Raw genomic sequence first — 17,021 nt, 5'->3', positions numbered from 1 at the left:
TTCGACGCGTGCTTCACGCGCGGTGGGCCGGGACTGCTGGCCGATGCAGAGCAAAAATTATCTTGCGGATATGCAATTTTAGGCGATGCAGGTCTTATAATGCTGACATCAATCGCTCATCGCCAGAGAACAGATGGAATATCACCAGTCCTCGCAGATCCGTACCCTGTCGTACATCGAAAATGAAGACCACCCGGTGTTTGGCACCCTGGTCGAGCAGATCCTGCACCTGCTCAATTCGCGGCTGGTGTTCTCGGACATCATCATCCACCAGAACAGTCCGCTCATGCTGCGCCAGCCGAAGGGGCTGGTGGCGGTGACCGATTCGCCGATCACCAAGGAAGAACTGGAAGAATTCTTCGACGTCATCGAGCCGAACTGGGCCGAGCGCATCGCCCTGCGCGCGTTCGACCGTTCGATCGACCTGCACACCGCGCGCATCCGCGCCAACTGCTTCAGCTTCCAGGGCAAGAAGCGGCTCGGTTGCGTGATCCGGCGCTTTCCCAAGGAGCCGCTGCCGCTGGCCGACCTGGGGCTGCACCCGGACGAGCAAGACTTCGCGCGCCTGACCAGCGGGCTGGTGCTGATCCTCGGCGACACCTGCCACGGCAAGTCGACCACGATCGCGTCGATGATCGATGAGATCAACAAACACCGCTCGGGCCACATCATCACGATCGAAGACCCGGTCGAGACCCTGATCCCGCAGCGCATGTCGATCATCACCCAGCGCGAGGTGGGCGAGGACGGCGACGTTGAAAGCTACTACCGCGGCGCGCTGGACGCGCTGCGCGAGCGGCCGGACGTGATCGTGATCGGCGAAATCCGCGACGCCCAGACCGCGCAGGAGGCGCTGGCGCTGGCCGAGTCGGGGCCGCTGGTGCTGGCCTCGCTGCACGCGCGCTCGACCGAGCTTGGCTTGCAGAAGATGCTGCGCCTGCTTGGTAATTCGGAGGCGCAGGCGCAAGCCCTGGCGCACGCGCTGCGCGGGGTGCTGTGCCAGGCGCTGCTCCCATCGCTGGAAGGTAACCGCTACCACCTGGCCACCGAGTGCCTGACGCCGAGCCCGGCGGTGATGCGTATGCTCGAGGCGGGCGATATCGGGGCGATCCGCGCGCACATGAATAGCGGGCGCGATGCGGGTTGCCATACCATGAATCAGATGCTCGAATCGTTGCTGGCGGCGCACAAGGTCAGCGTGGACGATGCGCGCAATGCGTCGACCGACCGGGTCGGGTTTGCGGAGATGGTGTGAAGCGGTTGCGTTCGCTGCAAGCGGGACGGTAAAAGTCAACGCCAACACTGCGCGAATGTCCGCGTGCGCACGGGTGCGCACCCTACGGCACCTGCCGAAGCCATTGTAGGGTGCGCACCTGTGCGCACGCGGAACTTTGATCTGTGGCGGCGCCGCCGCAAATCGGACCGGCTCCGTTATCGGTTGCCTTTCTTTGAGGACTGCTTGCTTGCGCCGTGATGCGCGGACTGCTTGGTCTCCCCATGCTGCGCGCGCTGCTTGTTCACGATCCGCGCCGCGACTTCTTTCTCGCGGCCGGGGTAGCGATGTTCCTTCTCGAACTTGTTTTCCAGTTCCTTGTACTCGCGTTCACGTTTGGGGCTGGCTCCTGTTGGCATGGCAGTCTCCTTGTTCCAACTGAGAAAAGCCAAGCTTAGTCCTTCGCACCGCGCGGATTCCGTTAAACAACGCACGGTCCGCAATCATCTGCTCAGCCTTCCGGCACGTCCCGGTAACGGTTGACCTGCGTCGCCGACACAGCGCCGGCCTGGTGGCCCCAACTGGTGCGCAGATAGGTGACCACCGCCGCCACTTCGTCGTCATTCATCAGATGCCGATACGGCGGCATGCCATACGGCCGCGGATTGCCTTGCGTGCCGGGCGGAAAACCGCCGTTGAGCACCATGCGGATCGCGTTCACCGGCGAGTCCATCGCCAGCGCGCGGTTGCCGGCCAGCGGCGGGTAGCTTGGCGCCGCGCCCTTGCCATCGTCACCGTGGCAATCGGCGCAGTGCTGGCGGTACAGCTTGTGTCCGCGCTCGGCGACCTGTTTCGTGTTGTCGTCAAGCGGCGCCGGGCGCCGGGCGGCCGGCGCGGCGGGCAATGATTTCAGGTAGTCCGCCATCGCCGCCACGTCGTCGTCCGACAGGTGCTGCAGGCTGCGCGACACCACCTCGGCCATCGGCCCGAACACGGCCGCGCGCGGCGACACACCGGTCTTGAGCAACTGGACCAAATGCGCCTTTTCCCAATCGTCCAGGCCCGCTGGCGCGCCGGACGTGAGCGGCGGCGCGTACCAGCCGAGCATCGGTATCGTGCCGCCCGCCAGTTGCCCTTCGGTCGCGCCCAGCCCGTTGCGGCTGCTGTGGCAGGCGCTGCAGTGGCCGAGCCCCTCGACCAGGTAGGCGCCACGGTTCCACGCCGCATCGCGCCGCGTGTCGGGCGCATGCACGCCCGGCTTGAAGTACAGCAGCCGCCAGCCGGCCAGCATCACCTGCTGGTTGTACGGAAAGCGCAGCGCGTGCGGCCGGTTTTGCTGCCGGTGCGCGGGCAGGCTGCGCAGGTAGGCGAACAGGGCGTCGGCGTCCTCGCGCGTGACCCGGGTGTAGTTGGGGTAGGGGAAGGCAGGGTAGAGCAGGCGGCCGTCGCGCGACTTGCCGTTGTGCAGCGCGCGCCAGAAATCGTCCGCATTCCATTGGCCGATGCCGGTGTCCGGATCCGGCGTGATGTTCGGTGCGTACACCCGGCCAAAGGGCGTGTCGAGCGCCCGTCCGCCGGCGTAGGCGACGCCGCCGCGTTCGGTGTGGCAGGCCATGCAGTCGCCGGCGCGGGCCAGGTAGGCGCCGCGCGCGATGTTATCGGGCGTGATGGCGAATGCCTGCGGCGAGGTTGCAGCCACAAACTGTTCGCGTGGCCAGGCAACCAGCAGCAGGGCGAGCAGGAGGGCGGCAGCGGCCGCGAGCGGGTACAGGAGCGCTTTTTTCATGGCTGGTCCGGGAAGCTGCCGCAGGACAGGGGGAGCGGGCGGGCAATGGTGTCAAGGGGGCGCGGGTCGGCCGGCATCGGCTGGGATGCGATCCAGTTCGAGATTGCCGACACGTCGGCCAGGCTCAGGCGCGCGGAGATTGCCGCCATGCAGTCGGGAGCGTGGGCGCGGCGCTGCTGATTGCGCCAGGCGCCGAACTGGGCGTTGATGTAGTCGCGCGGCAGGCCGGCCAGGCCCGGAATCGTCGGCAGGACGCCGGTCAGCTTCTCGCCATGGCAGGCAATGCAGGCTGGCACCTTGAGGCTCGGATCGCCGCGCGTGACCAACTGGCGGCCGCGATCGAGCACGGCTTGCGGCACGCTGGCTGGCGCCGGGGCCGGCGCGGGCAAATGCTCGGCAGCAAAGTAACCCGCGATCTCGTGCAGGTAGGCATCCGGCAGGTGGCTGACCATGTAGTTCATCATCGGGTACTGGCGCCTCCCGTCGCGGAAATTGACGAGCTGGTTGTACAGGTAGCCGGCCGGCTTGCCGGAGATGCGCGGGAAGTACTGGTCGTTGATGGCGACGCCCTGCGCATCCTTACGTGCGTGGCACGCGGTGCAGGCGACCAGGCGTTGGGCGAGGGTATCGGGTACAGCTTGTGGGCCGGCGCTGGCGGACAGGGTGGCGGCGCAGCTGAGTGCGAACAACGCGATACGGTGGAACTTTACGAAAAGCGGCATGGATGATTTCGAAAGTAAGTTCAACTCGAAATCATAACTTGTTCTGTTGGAAATTGTTCGTAGGGTGCTCAGGGGCGCCGAGGACCAGCTTTGTAGGGTGCGCACCTGTGCGCACGCGGTACGTTCGAATGCCGTTGGCTCCTGCACACGCACGTACCGCGTGCGCACGGGGTGCGCACCCTACGACGCCTCCGATACGCCGTGTGACTCGAGCCAATGGCGATAGATGCGCAGCGCCACATGCGCATCGTCAGCCGCGTACAGGATCTGCTTTTCGGTCAGCTTTGGCAGCGACCAGTTGGTGGTGGTGATGCGTTTGGATTTTTGCAGGTGCCGGCCAAAAAAGCGCGCCACCGCGGCTTTCGCGCCCACGGTGTTGCGCTCGCCTCGGCGCAGCGCGCGCGACAGGTCAAGCACGTTTTGCGGTTCGATGCCGAGCTTGGCGCGAATCCGCTTGAGGTCGTCGGACAGCCCGAACCCGACCTTCAAGATCTGCTGCGATTCGAGCACGGTCCTGAGCACCTCCAGCCCGGGCACGGCCTGCCGCATGGCGCCGATCTGGAACAGGTAGGCCAGTTCGTCGGTCGCGAGCTGCACCAGGTGCGGCCCGGTCGACACCTCACCTTTGGCAAAGGTCGGCTTCGATTCGGTGTCGAAGCCCAGCACGTCGGCCGCGGAAAGGGCGGCCAGCGCGCTGGCCGCCTCGATTTCGGTGGTGACGATGCGTACGTCGGCCAGCAGGATGCCGTCGTAGGGCGGCAGCTCCGGTGCCGGCGCCGATGGCATCGGGCTCAGTTGCGCGAGAACTTGGATGCCAGCTGCTGCAGCTTTTGCTGGCGCACGCGTGCGGCTTCCTCGGCGGCGGCGGCCTCGCGCTCGGCCTTCTTGCGTTCGGCTTCCTTCTTGAAACGCTGCTGCAGCATTTCCTTGGCGTGCTTGCGGTGGGTGTCGGTCACCTCGGCGCCGGGGTTGCCGTCCAGGTCGTAGCGCACGGTCGCTTTTTCCATCGCGCGCAGGTAGCGCAGCGAGCCGGTGTGGATGCCCAGGGCGGCGCGCATGGTCTTGCGGTCCAGGCCCGGCATGCGCGCGAGCAGTTGCTTGTCGATGCCGATCGCCAGCGGCAGGCAGTTGCCGAAGGCCGGATACTGTTGCTGCAATTGCTTGAGCAGCGCGCGTGCCGACAGCGGCTGGACGGTGCCCGCAGGCGCCGGCGTTTGCGCAGCGTTTGCGGCCTCGGCAGGGGCCTGGTCGGGATTGGCGACGGGAATGTCGGCGGACTCAACGACAGAACTGGTGGTATTCATTGACTTCATAGTAAGAACAGGAACCCGAAGGATAGCATGGCGGCCCGCTCAACGTGTGCGTGTAAAGGCTTGACATGTTGTTTTGCCATGGTTGTGACCGAAACTCGCCAGCAGGCACGGCAGGCGCGGCGCCGAGAAATCGTGTATGATCCGCCCCTTGCCTTGCGTACGGCTTGCGCCTGCGCAGATGGGCGGAAGGGTGGAAAGCCAGGAGATTACCCCTACTATGCGCGATGCTTATATCCAGTATTGGATATTTGAATTATCGCCAACACTTGCTTTGGGGTATTATCCGGCCTGTCTCCTCTATTCTTCCTTTGAAAAATAGATTCAAGCCCGTTTTCATCCGACGGGCTTTTTTTCGTTCCGACATGCACACCGCGATTTCAATGCCAGACCGTCCCATTTCTGCCAGCCGCCTGCGCCTCGATGCGCGGCCGAGCCAGACCAGGAGCCCCGGCGCTTGATTTCCGGCCAGTCTGCCCCTAGCTAGGGCCACTTGTCATCCCCCAAACCCACGGAGCCCGACTCGCCGGCTCAGGTGGATTTTTGACTTCGCAGGCGCGCAACTCGCCTCGATTGGAGAGTTATTTATGAAAAACACCGCCAAGACATTGACACTGACAGCGAAGAAGGCGCCGGCAAAAAGCGCCGCCGCGCTGACGGTGCCGAAAACTGCGACCGCCTACTATCTCGAGACGGAAGCTGCGGCAAAGGTGACGGTGGTCAAGAGGGGTTCGCGCCTGGCGGCCTTGAAGGCGCAGGCGGAACAGCAGTCCGAACCGGCTGGGCAGGCGACGGTGGAAACGGCCGCCGAACCGGCAGCGCCGGTACAGCAGGCCGCGCCGGGTGAGGCTCATACCGAGGCCCAGGCGCCCCAGGCTGAGTCGCCGGCGGAGGAAATTGTAGCTGCAAACCCGACAAGCGTGGCGCCCGCTCCGGTAATCGTGCGCAAGCGTGTGTCGAAACTGGCGGCGTTGAAAGCAGAGCAAGAGCAGCAGGCGCCGGCGGCGCCGGAACCGGTCGCACAGGCAGAAGCGGCAGCGCCGGTCGCGCGCGTGGTGCGCACCCGCACCGCGGCGCGCCGCATCGAGCCGCAAGTGCCTGTCGCGGCGACCGCGGCCGGCGCCGTCAGCAAGACCACCGATGCCGCCGTGCTCGCTTCGATCGATACCTCGGGCTACCAGCTGCCGGGCGTGAAAGTGCCGGGCCGCCGCGGCCGCAAGCCGAGCGAGTTCGTGCCCGAGAATGATGAGATCGCGGCGCTGAACGCGGTCGAGCGCGCCGAACTGAAGGCGGTGTCGAAGGCGCGCGAGCGCAAGGCCAAGGGCCTGCCGGGCGTGCTGGGCAGCGAGACCGGCTTTTCGGAAGCGGAGCTGGAAAAGCGCCGCCAGCAGCTCAAGAGCCTGATCAACATGGGCAAGGAGCGCGGCTACCTGACCCATGCCGAGATCAATGACCACCTGCCGGAAAACATCATCGATCCGGAAGCGATCGAGGGCATCATCCAGACCTTCAACGACATGGGCATCGCGGTCTACGAGCGCGCCCCGGCCGAGGAAATGATGCTGCTGTCGGACAACGTGGTCACGGCGACCAGCGAGGACGAGGTCGAGGCCGCCGCCGCAACCGCGCTCTCGACCGTCGATTCCGACTTCGGCCGCACCACCGACCCGGTGCGTATGTACATGCGCGAGATGGGCGCGGTATCGCTGCTCACCCGCGAAGGCGAGATCGAGATTGCCAAGCGCATCGAGGAAGGCCTGAAAGACATGGTGCAGGCGATCTCGGCCTGCCCGACCACGATCTCCGAGATTATCGCGCTGTCGCACAAGATCGCGAACGACGAGATGAAGATCGACGACGTGGTGGACGGCCTGATCGATCCGGACGAAGCTTCGGCGGCGCCGGCCAGCCCGGCAGCGGCGGCTGACGAGGACGAGATTGATGACATCGAGGACGTCGAGGAAGGGGAAGAAGGCGACGCCGGCGGCGGCGCGGCCGGCTACTCGGCCGAGCAGCTGGCGCAGCTCAAGAAAGGTTCGCTCGACAAGTTCGGCGTGATCGAAAAGCAGTTCGACCTGATGGGCCACGCGTTCAAGACCGACGGCTACGGTTCGCCGGCCTACGAGAAGGCGCAGGAAATCATCTCGAACGAACTGCTGGGCATCCGCTTCACCGCCAAGGTGGTCGAGAAGCTGTGCGACACGCTGCGCGGCCAGATGGACGAAGTGCGCTCGATCGAGCGCGCGGTGCTGGACATCTGCGTGAACCGCTGCGGCATGCCGCGCGCGCACTTCATCAAGGTCTTCCCTGGCAACGAGACCGACCTGGAATGGGGCGACCGCGAAGTGGACTGCGCGTATCCGTACAGCGCAGTGCTGAGCCGTAACCTGCCGGCGATCAAGGAGCTGCAGCAGCGCATGATCGACCTGCAGGCACGCGTGGCGCTGCCGCTGGCCGACCTGCGCAAGATCAACCGCCAGATGTCGGCCGGCGAAAAGCGCGCCCGCCACGCCAAGCGCGAAATGACGGTGGCCAACCTGCGCCTGGTGATCTCGATCGCGAAGAAGTACATCAACCGCGGCCTGCAGTTCCTCGACCTGATCCAGGAGGGCAACATCGGCCTGCTGAAGGCGGTGGACAAGTTCGAATACCGTCGCGGCTACAAGTTCTCGACCTATGCAACGTGGTGGATCCGCCAGGCGATCACGCGCTCGATCGCGGACATGGCGCGCACTATCCGCGTGCCGGTGCACATGATCGAGACGATCAACAAGATGAACCGCATCTCGCGCCAGATCATGCAGGAAACCGGCAGCGAGCCGGACATGGCGACGCTGGCAGCGAAGATGGACATGCCGGAATCGAAGGTGCGCGAGATCATGAAGATCGCGAAAGAGCCGATCTCGATGGAAACGCCGATGGGCGAGGACGGCGATTCGCAGCTGGGCGACTTCATCGAGGACAACACGACGCTGGCGCCGCTGGATGCCGCGCTGCACGCGTCGATGCGCAACGTGATCAAGGAAGTGCTGGACTCGCTGACCCCGCGCGAAGCGAAGGTGTTGCGCATGCGTTACGGCGTCGAGATGTCGAACGACCACACGCTGGAAGAAGTGGGCAAGCAGTTCGACGTGACGCGCGAGCGCATCCGCCAGATCGAAGCCAAGGCCATGAGCAAACTGCGCCAGCCTTCGCGTTCGGACAAGCTCAAGACCTTCCTGCAGAACCAGTAAGGCGCGCGACCCCGACAAAAAAACTCCCCGGACCGGAAACGGCCGGGGAGTTTTTTTTAGGCTATGTCACCGGTAAGTATGGGCTCACGCGCGCCGTAGGGTGCGCACCTGTGCGCACGCGGTACGTGTGTGTACCGGAGCCAACGGCGTGCAACTGTACCGCGTGCGCACTGGTGCGCACCCTACGCCTTAGCTAAGCACGGTTCCACACTTAATGGGGACATAGCTTTTTTTATGCGCTGTCACCGTTCTTCGTCGTTCCCGCCTGCGCGGGAACGACGGTTTTTTCGCGCATCGCCTGTGCCGGCGAGGCGTTTGCATGATGTCATGCCGGCCGGACTTGGTGCGCGCACGCTTGGACGGGTCATGTTCTCCATCTTGGCTTGATCGTTCTAGAATGCTGTAAATTGAGGCAGTCAGCCATCCGTTGCGAATCAAGGTGCCTGCAAATAAGGCCCGGATACAACAGTCGCTGGCGCTGATGCGCACTCGCGGACGAATCCGCGCGGAGGTGGGCGCACATGACACTACTACAGGCAATCAATGATCCGGCCGAACTTCGCCGGCTCAAGCCGGAGCAGTTGAATTTGCTGGCAGAGGAGTTGCGCCAGTTCCTGCTCGAGTCGGTCTCGCGCAGTGGCGGGCACTTGTCGTCGAACCTGGGCACGGTGGAACTGACGATCGCGCTGCATTACGTGTTCGATACGCCGCGCGACCGGCTGGTCTGGGATGTGGGACACCAGACCTACGGCCACAAGGTGCTGACCGGGCGGCGCGAGCGCATGCACACGCTGCGCCAGTGGCAGGGCATCTCGGGCTTTCCGCGACGCTCGGAAAGCCCGTACGACACGTTCGGCACGGCGCACTCGTCGACCTCGATTTCGGCGGCGCTGGGCATGGCCCGGGCGGCCAGGCTCAAGGGCGAAAACTGGCGCACGATCGCGGTGATCGGCGACGGCGCGATGAGCGCCGGCATGGCGTTCGAAGCGTTGAACAATGCGGGAGTGCAGCAGGACGTCAACCTGCTGGTGATCCTGAACGACAACGACATGTCGATCTCGCCGCCGGTCGGCGCGCTCAACCGCTACCTGGCGCGCTTGATGTCCGGGCGCTTTTATGCCGCCGCCAAGGACGTCGGCAATTCGATGCTGCCCGGCCCTGTGCGCGCGCTGGCGCGGCGCCTGACCGAGCACGCCAAGGGCTTCGTGGTGCCGCCGGCGACCATGTTCGAGGAGTTTGGATTTAACTACGTCGGCCCGATCGACGGCCACGATCTCGACTCGCTGATCCCGACGCTGGAGAACCTGCGCGAGCTCAAGGGCCCGCAGTTCCTGCATGTGGTGACCAGGAAGGGCCAGGGCTACAAGCTGGCCGAGGCCGATCCCATCCTGTACCACGGCACCGGCAAGTTCGATCCGGCCGAAGGCATCCTGCCGGCCGTGGCCAAGACCACTTACACCGAGGTATTCGGCAACTGGCTGTGCGACATGGCGGCGATCGACGAGCGCCTGGTCGGTATTACGCCAGCGATGCGCGAAGGCTCGGGCCTGGTGCGCTTCGAGCAGATGTTCCCGGAGCGCTATTTCGACGTCGGCATCGCCGAGCAGCATGCGGTGACCTTCGGGGCCGGGCTCGCCACCGAGGGGATGAAGCCGGTGGTGGCGATCTATTCCACCTTTTTGCAGCGCGCCTACGACCAGTTGATCCACGACGTGGCGCTGCAGAACCTGGACGTGACGTTTGCGCTCGACCGTGCCGGGCTGGTGGGCGCGGATGGCGCGACCCACGCGGGCAATTACGACATCGCGTTCGTGCGCTGCATTCCGAACATGGTGCTGATGGCGGCCTCGGACGAAAACGAATGCCGCCGCATGCTCACCACCGCCTACCGCTATCCGGGGCCGGCGGCGGTGCGCTATCCGCGTGGCGCGGGTCCCGGCGTGGCGATCGAGCCGGCCCTTTCCACGGTTCCGTTCGGCAAGGGCGAGATCAGGCGCCAGGGCAAGGGTCTGGCGATCCTGGCGTTCGGCCCGATGGTTGCGCCCAGCGTGGCGGCGGGGGCCGAACTGGGGGCGACCGTGGCGAACATGCGCTTTATCAAGCCGCTCGACGTCGAGCTGGTGACGCAGCTCGCACGCGAGCACGACCAGCTGGTTACAGTGGAAGAGGGCAGCGTGATGGGCGGTGCCGGGGCGGCCGTGGCCGAAGCGCTGGCCGCGGCCGGGATCGTCAAGCCGCTGCTGATGCTCGGCCTGCCCGACGTGTTCATCCAGCATGGCGACCCGGCCCTGCTGCTGTCTTCCGTGGGCCTGGACGCCAAGGGCATTGCGGCCTCGATCCGCCGCTGCTTCGGCGCCGCCGAGCCGCGCCTGGTCGTCAACAACAGCTAGATTGAAACCGCTCACCACAAACAGCAAGGTGGTTGCGATGTGTTCCGACACCCTTATCTCGCCTGACACCGTTCCCGCTGCCGCGCATCCGGCGTCCCGCAGCTCGTTCTACGTGGCGATGCGCGTGCTGCCCGCGGCGCAGCGCGCGGCGATGTTCGGCATTTACGCGTTTTGCCGCGCAGTCGACGACATCGCCGACAGCGACGCGCCAGCGCGCGAACGGCGCGCCGGCCTCGAAAGGTGGCGGCGCGCCGTCGACGCCTGCTACGACGGGCAAGACCTGGCCAGGCTCCCGGACCTGCGGCGGCATATCGAGGCGTTTGGCCTGGCGCGCGCCGACTTCCATTCGGTCATCGACGGCATGATGATGGACGCGGGAACCAGCGCCCTGTGCGCGCCGGATGCCGCCACCCTCGACCTGTATTGCGACCGGGTGGCAAGCAGCGTGGGGCGGCTGTCGGTGCGCGTGTTCGGCATGGAGCGCGACGATGGCCTCGCGCTTGCGCATCACCTGGGCCGCGCGCTGCAGCTGACGAACATCCTGCGCGACATCGATGACGATGCGGAGAATGGCCGCATGTACCTGCCGCGCGAGGCGTTGCAGGATGCCGGAGTTGAACTTGGCAGTACTGCTTCAATCGCGGCCCATCCAGCATTGCCGCGCGCCTGTGACGGCGTCGCTGCGCAAGCGCACGCGCATTTTGACCAGGCCGAGGCCATCGCCCGCCGCAGCCGGGCGCGGGCGGTGCGCGCGCCGCGCATCATGAGTGCGGCGTACCAGGCGCTGCTCGCGCGGCTGGCAGCACGCGGCTGGAATTATCCGCGCCAGCCGGTAACGGTACCCACGCTGCAGCGTGCCGCAATCCTGCTGCGCCACGCCTTCCTCTGACTAGCCGGCGCCTGCCGCGCCTGAACGATCATGGGACATTCCAACTTCTCATGCCTGCCAAACGCACCGGCTGACCTGCCGCCGTCGCTGGTGGAAGAGGCCATCGGCCGCGCGATGGACGCGGTGCTGGCCGAACAGCGGCCGGACGGGCACTGGGTGTACGAGCTGGAGGCCGACGCCACCATCCCCGCCGAATACGTGCTGATGGTGCACTACCTGGGCGAGCCGGCCGACCTGCTGCTTGAAGCCGGAATCGGGCGCTACCTGCGCCGCATCCAGGGCCAGGACGGAGGCTGGCCGCTGTTCCATGGCGGCGCGCTTGATGTCAGCGCCAGCGTGAAGGCCTATTTTGCGCTGAAGATGATCGGCGATGCGCCCCACGCGCCGCACATGGCCCGGGCGCGCGCGGCGATCCTGGCGCACGGCGGGGCCGAGTGCAGCAACGTGTTCACGCGCCTGCTGCTGGCGCTGTTCGGCCAGGTGCCTTGGTGCGCGGTCCCGCACATGCCGGCGGAGATCGCACTGCTGCCGTACTGGTCGCCGTTCCACCTGTCGAAGGTCTCATATTGGACCCGCACGGTGGTGATGCCGCTGCTGGTGCTGACCACGCTCAAGCCGCGCGCCAAAAATCCGCGCGGGGTACGGATCGACGAGCTGTTCATCGAGGCGCCCGGCCGGCTTGGCATGGCGACCAAGGCGCCGCACCAGAGCGCCGCCTGGTTCGCGCTGTTTCGCTCGCTCGACGCCCACCTGCGCACATTCGATAAGCGCACTCCCAGGTCGCTGCGCCGGCGCGCGATCGAGCGCGCGGCAAGCTTCGTGCGCGAACGGCTCAACGGCGAGGACGGGCTGGGCGCGATCTTTCCCGCCATGGTCAACGCGGTGCAGATGCTCGATGCGCTCGGTGTGCCGCGCGACAGCCAGGAAGCCATGACCGCGCGGCGCGCGATCGACAAGCTGCTCGTGCGCAGGCTTGATGAGTGCTACTGCCAGCCCTGCCTGTCGCCCGTATGGGATACCGCGCTGATGTGCCACGCGCTGCTCGAGTGCGGCCAGCCGGCGGCACTGGAGGCGACGTGCCGCGCGCTGAACTGGCTCAAGCCGCTGCAGGTCCTCGATATCCGCGGCGACTGGTGCGTGCGGCGGCCGACGCTGCGCCCCGGCGGCTGGGCCTTCCAGTACGCTAATCCGCACTATCCGGACGTGGACGACACGGCGGTCGTGGCCATGGCCATGCATCGCGCCGGCATGCTGGCGCCAATGCTCGATTTCGGCGACGCGCTGGCACGCGCGACCGAATGGGTGGTCGGGATGCAGGGCCGCGGCGGCGGGTGGGGCGCGTTCGAACCCGAGAACACCCACCTATACCTGAACAATATCCCGTTCTCCGACCATGGCGCGCTGCTCGACCCGCCGACCGCCGACGTGTCCGCGCGCTGCCTGTCGATGCTGGCCCAGTTGCAGGGAAAGCCCGGCAAGCATTCCCCGGCGGCGCGCGCGCTGGGCTACCTGCTGCGCGAGCAGGAGAAGGACGGCAGCTGGTACGGCCGCTGGGGCATGAACTACATCTACGGCACCTGGAGCGCGCTGTGCGCCCTGAACGCTGCCGGCGTGGCCCACGATGCCGCGCCGGTCAGCCGCGCTTGCGCATGGCTGGCCGGGGTCCAGAACCTGGACGGCGGCTGGGGCGAGGACGGCACCAGCTACCGGCTCGGGTATGACGGTTACGAACCGGCGGCCAGCACGCCGTCGCAAACGGCCTGGGCGCTGCTGGGACTGATGGCGGCGGGCGCGACCGGGCATCCGGCGGTGGCGCGAGGAATACGGTGGCTGGTCGAGCGGCAGCGGCCGGACGGGCTGTGGGATGAAGCGCATTACACCGCCACCGGCTTTCCGCGCGTGTTCTACCTGCGCTACCACGGCTACGCGCGCTACTTCCCGCTGTGGGCGCTGGCGCGTTACCGCAACCTCCGGGGCCAGGGCAGCCGCAGGGTGGCCTTTGGGATGTGATGGATCACCGGCCGCTGATCGCGGTGTGCGGCCTGCCGTTCGAGGCGGCGATCGCGCACGGGCCGGGCGTGGTGACGGTGTGCGCGACCGGCGGGGCAGTGGCTGCGAGGCTCGCGGCGCTGCTCGATGATGCGCCGGGTTGTTGCGGCATCATCAGCTTCGGCTGCGCGGGCGGGCTCGACCCGGCGTTGCGGCCGGGTGACTGCGTGTTGGCGGAAGCGGTGGTGACGGAGACCGGGAGCATGCACGCACATCGCGGCTGGGTGGACGCGCTGCAGGCCCGCCTGCCACGCGCACGGCGCGGCGTGCTCGCTGGCGCGACCGCGCCGGTGGCCGACGCGGCGGCAAAGGCCCGGCTGTGGCGGGACGATGGCATGTGCGCGGTGGACATGGAGTCGCACCATGCGGCGCTGGCGGCGCAAGCGCATGGGGTGCCGTTTGCGGCGTGCCGGGTGGTGCTCGATCCCGCGCATCGTGCGCTGCCTTGCTGCGCCACGGCGGGGCTGCGCGAGGATGGGACGACGGCGCTGCTGCCGCTGCTGCGGGCACTGGCGTCGTTACCTGGCGAGGTGCCTGCGCTGGCCATGCTGGCGGCCGACCTATGGTCAGCCCGGCGCGCGTTACGCGGCGTGCGTGATGACGCCGGACCGCTGTTCGGTGTTCAGGACATTAGCGGAGGATCGTAGGGTGCGCACCTGTGCGCACGCGGTTCGCGAACGTCGCGTAGCGAAGCAGTAGCCGCAAGTCAGCATGTGATGACCGCGTGCGCACAGGTGCGCACCCTACGATCCTCCGCTAATGTCCTGAACACCGAACAGCGGTCCGGCGTCATCACGCACGCCGCGTAACGCGCGCCGGGCTGACCATAGGTCGGCCGCCAGCATGGCCAGCGCAGGCACCTCGCCAGGTAACGACGCCAGTGCCCGCAGCAGCGGCAGCAGCGCCGTCGTCCCATCCTCGCGCAGCCCCGCCGTGGCGCAGCAAGGCAGCGCACGATGCGCGGGATCGAGCACCACCCGGCACGCCGCAAACGGCACCCCATGCGCTTGCGCCGCCAGCGCCGCATGGTGCGACTCCATGTCCACCGCGCACATGCCATCGTCCCGCCACAGCCGGGCCTTTGCCGCCGCGTCGGCCACCGGCGCGGTCGCGCCAGCGAGCACGCCGCGCCGTGCGCGTGGCAGGCGGGCCTGCAGCGCGTCCACCCAGCCGCGATGTGCGTGCATGCTCCCGGTCTCCGTCACCACCGCTTCCGCCAACACGCAGTCACCCGGCCGCAACGCCGGGTCGAGCCCGCCCGCGCAGCCGAAGCTGATGATGCCGCAACAACCCGGCGCATCATCGAGCAGCGCCGCGAGCCTCGCAGCCACTGCCCCGCCGGTCGCGCACACCGTCACCACGCCCGGCCCGTGCGCGATCGCCGCCTCGAACGGCAGGCCGCACACCGCGATCAGCGGCCGGTGATCCATCACATCCCAAAGGCCACCCTGCGGCTGCCCTGGCCCCGGAGGTTGCGGTAACGCGCCAGCGCCCACAGCGGGAAGTAGCGCGCGTAGCCGTGGTAGCGCAGGTAGAACACGCGCGGAAAGCCGGTGGCGGTGTAATGCGCTTCATCCCACAGCCCGTCCGGCCGCTGCCGCTCGACCAGCCACCGTATTCCTCGCGCCACCGCCGGATGCCCGGTCGCGCCCGCCGCCATCAGTCCCAGCAGCGCCCAGGCCGTTTGCGACGGCGTGCTGGCCGCCGGTTCGTAACCGTCATACCCGAGCCGGTAGCTGGTGCCGTCCTCGCCCCAGCCGCCGTCCAGGTTCTGGACCCCGGCCAGCCATGCGCAAGCGCGGCTGACCGGCGCGGCATCGTGGGCCACGCCGGCAGCGTTCAGGGCGCACAGCGCGCTCCAGGTGCCGTAGATGTAGTTCATGCCCCAGCGGCCGTACCAGCTGCCGTCCTTCTCCTGCTCGCGCAGCAGGTAGCCCAGCGCGCGCGCCGCCGGGGAATGCTTGCCGGGCTTTCCCTGCAACTGGGCCAGCATCGACAGGCAGCGCGCGGACACGTCGGCGGTCGGCGGGTCGAGCAGCGCGCCATGGTCGGAGAACGGGATATTGTTCAGGTATAGGTGGGTGTTCTCGGGTTCGAACGCGCCCCACCCGCCGCCGCGGCCCTGCATCCCGACCACCCATTCGGTCGCGCGTGCCAGCGCGTCGCCGAAATCGAGCATTGGCGCCAGCATGCCGGCGCGATGCATGGCCATGGCCACGACCGCCGTGTCGTCCACGTCCGGATAGTGCGGATTAGCGTACTGGAAGGCCCAGCCGCCGGGGCGCAGCGTCGGCCGCCGCACGCACCAGTCGCCGCGGATATCGAGGACCTGCAGCGGCTTGAGCCAGTTCAGCGCGCGGCACGTCGCCTCCAGTGCCGCCGGCTGGCCGCACTCGAGCAGCGCGTGGCACATCAGCGCGGTATCCCATACGGGCGACAGGCAGGGCTGGCAGTAGCACTCATCAAGCCTGCGCACGAGCAGCTTGTCGATCGCGCGCCGCGCGGTCATGGCTTCCTGGCTGTCGCGCGGCACACCGAGCGCATCGAGCATCTGCACCGCGTTGACCATGGCGGGAAAGATCGCGCCCAGCCCGTCCTCGCCGTTGAGCCGTTCGCGCACGAAGCTTGCCGCGCGCTCGATCGCGCGCCGGCGCAGCGACCTGGGAGTGCGCTTATCGAATGTGCGCAGGTGGGCGTCGAGCGAGCGAAACAGCGCGAACCAGGCGGCGCTCTGGTGCGGCGCCTTGGTCGCCATGCCAAGCCGGCCGGGCGCCTCGATGAACAGCTCGTCGATCCGTACCCCGCGCGGATTTTTGGCGCGCGGCTTGAGCGTGGTCAGCACCAGCAGCGGCATCACCACCGTGCGGGTCCAATATGAGACCTTCGACAGGTGGAACGGCGACCAGTACGGCAGCAGTGCGATCTCCGCCGGCATGTGCGGGACCGCGCACCAAGGCACCTGGCCGAACAGCGCCAGCAGCAGGCGCGTGAACACGTTGCTGCACTCGGCCCCGCCGTGCGCCAGGATCGCCGCGCGCGCCCGGGCCATGTGCGGCGCGTGGGGCGCATCGCCGATCATCTTCAGCGCAAAATAGGCCTTCACGCTGGCGCTGACATCAAGCGCGCCGCCATGGAACAGCGGCCAGCCTCCGTCCTGGCCCTGGATGCGGCGCAGGTAGCGCCCGATTCCGGCTTCAAGCAGCAGGTCGGCCGGCTCGCCCAGGTAGTGCACCATCAGCACGTATTCGGCGGGGATGGTGGCGTCGGCCTCCAGCTCGTACACCCAGTGCCCGTCCGGCCGCTGTTCGGCCAGCACCGCGTCCATCGCGCGGCCGATGGCCTCTTCCACCAGCGACGGCGGCAGGTCAGCCGGTGCGTTTGGCAGGCATGAGAAGTTGGAATGTCCCATGATCGTTCAGGCGCGGCAGG

Annotated in this window: 13 protein-coding genes; 6 read left to right on the top strand and 7 right to left on the bottom strand. The window is 67.1% G+C overall.

Going from position 1 to position 17,021, the window contains the following annotated elements; translation table 11 throughout:
* Window positions 1–133 precede the first annotated feature (133 nt).
* Entirely contained in the window at window positions 134–1,255 is a 1,122-nt protein-coding gene (locus E4O92_RS13290; protein WP_135190236.1) for a type IV pilus twitching motility protein PilT, read from the top strand.
* 176 nt (window positions 1,256–1,431) lie between these two features.
* On the opposite strand, the gene E4O92_RS13285 is transcribed toward E4O92_RS13290, so the two are convergent.
* The 5 genes from E4O92_RS13285 to E4O92_RS13265 form a co-directional block, all read right to left on the bottom strand.
* Window positions 1,432–1,632, bottom strand: coding sequence for a hypothetical protein (locus tag E4O92_RS13285; protein ID WP_135190237.1), 201 nt, complete (start codon window positions 1,630–1,632; stop codon window positions 1,432–1,434).
* Between the two features lie 92 nt (window positions 1,633–1,724).
* Complete coding sequence (locus E4O92_RS13280) at window positions 1,725–2,999, bottom strand: c-type cytochrome (RefSeq protein WP_135190238.1); 1,275 nt, start codon at window positions 2,997–2,999, stop codon at window positions 1,725–1,727.
* Window positions 2,996–3,721: a c-type cytochrome gene (locus E4O92_RS13275; protein WP_229483337.1), complete on the bottom strand. Its 726-nt coding sequence runs from the start codon at window positions 3,719–3,721 to the stop codon at window positions 2,996–2,998. The genes E4O92_RS13280 and E4O92_RS13275 overlap by 4 nt, the downstream gene beginning before the upstream one ends.
* A gap of 180 nt (window positions 3,722–3,901) precedes the next feature.
* On the bottom strand, window positions 3,902–4,507 hold the full coding sequence (locus E4O92_RS13270; protein ID WP_135190239.1) for a 3'-5' exonuclease: 606 nt from the start codon (window positions 4,505–4,507) through the stop codon (window positions 3,902–3,904).
* A 5-nt stretch (window positions 4,508–4,512) separates the two neighbouring features.
* Entirely contained in the window at window positions 4,513–5,034 is a 522-nt protein-coding gene (locus tag E4O92_RS13265) for a ProQ/FINO family protein (RefSeq protein ID WP_370660008.1), read from the bottom strand.
* Window positions 5,035–5,618: 584 nt separating this feature from the next.
* Here E4O92_RS13265 and rpoD point away from each other — a divergent pair.
* From rpoD to E4O92_RS13240, 5 genes are all read left to right on the top strand, one after another.
* Window positions 5,619–8,264, top strand: a complete 2,646-nt coding sequence (gene rpoD / locus E4O92_RS13260; RefSeq protein ID WP_135190241.1) for an RNA polymerase sigma factor RpoD — start codon at window positions 5,619–5,621, stop codon at window positions 8,262–8,264.
* 521 nt (window positions 8,265–8,785) lie between these two features.
* Window positions 8,786–10,654, top strand: coding sequence for a 1-deoxy-D-xylulose-5-phosphate synthase (gene dxs, locus E4O92_RS13255; protein WP_135190242.1), 1,869 nt, complete (start codon window positions 8,786–8,788; stop codon window positions 10,652–10,654).
* A gap of 37 nt (window positions 10,655–10,691) precedes the next feature.
* Window positions 10,692–11,543, top strand: a complete 852-nt coding sequence (gene hpnD / locus E4O92_RS13250) for a presqualene diphosphate synthase HpnD (protein WP_135190243.1) — start codon at window positions 10,692–10,694, stop codon at window positions 11,541–11,543.
* 30 nt (window positions 11,544–11,573) lie between these two features.
* Entirely contained in the window at window positions 11,574–13,553 is a 1,980-nt protein-coding gene (shc, locus tag E4O92_RS13245; protein WP_135190244.1) for a squalene--hopene cyclase, read from the top strand.
* Complete coding sequence (locus E4O92_RS13240; protein ID WP_135190245.1) at window positions 13,553–14,239, top strand: phosphorylase; 687 nt, start codon at window positions 13,553–13,555, stop codon at window positions 14,237–14,239. The genes shc (E4O92_RS13245) and E4O92_RS13240 overlap by 1 nt, the downstream gene beginning before the upstream one ends.
* 96 nt (window positions 14,240–14,335) lie before the next feature.
* Here E4O92_RS13240 and E4O92_RS13235 read toward each other — a convergent pair whose 3' ends face one another.
* Together E4O92_RS13235 and shc (E4O92_RS13230) are read right to left on the bottom strand one after the other, a co-directional pair.
* Window positions 14,336–15,022 (bottom strand): phosphorylase, encoded by a 687-nt coding sequence (locus E4O92_RS13235; RefSeq protein WP_135190245.1) that lies wholly within the window; start codon window positions 15,020–15,022, stop codon window positions 14,336–14,338.
* On the bottom strand, window positions 15,022–17,001 hold the full coding sequence (gene shc, locus E4O92_RS13230; RefSeq protein WP_135190244.1) for a squalene--hopene cyclase: 1,980 nt from the start codon (window positions 16,999–17,001) through the stop codon (window positions 15,022–15,024). The genes E4O92_RS13235 and shc (E4O92_RS13230) overlap by 1 nt, the downstream gene beginning before the upstream one ends.
* Window positions 17,002–17,021 lie beyond the last annotated feature (20 nt).

Origin of the sequence: Massilia horti, from assembly GCF_004614195.1 — a bacterium.
Lineage (GTDB): Bacteria > Pseudomonadota > Gammaproteobacteria > Burkholderiales > Burkholderiaceae_D > Telluria > Telluria horti.
The sequence above is the reverse complement of the archived record's forward strand: the minus strand, read 5'-3'. Positions and strand labels throughout refer to the sequence as shown.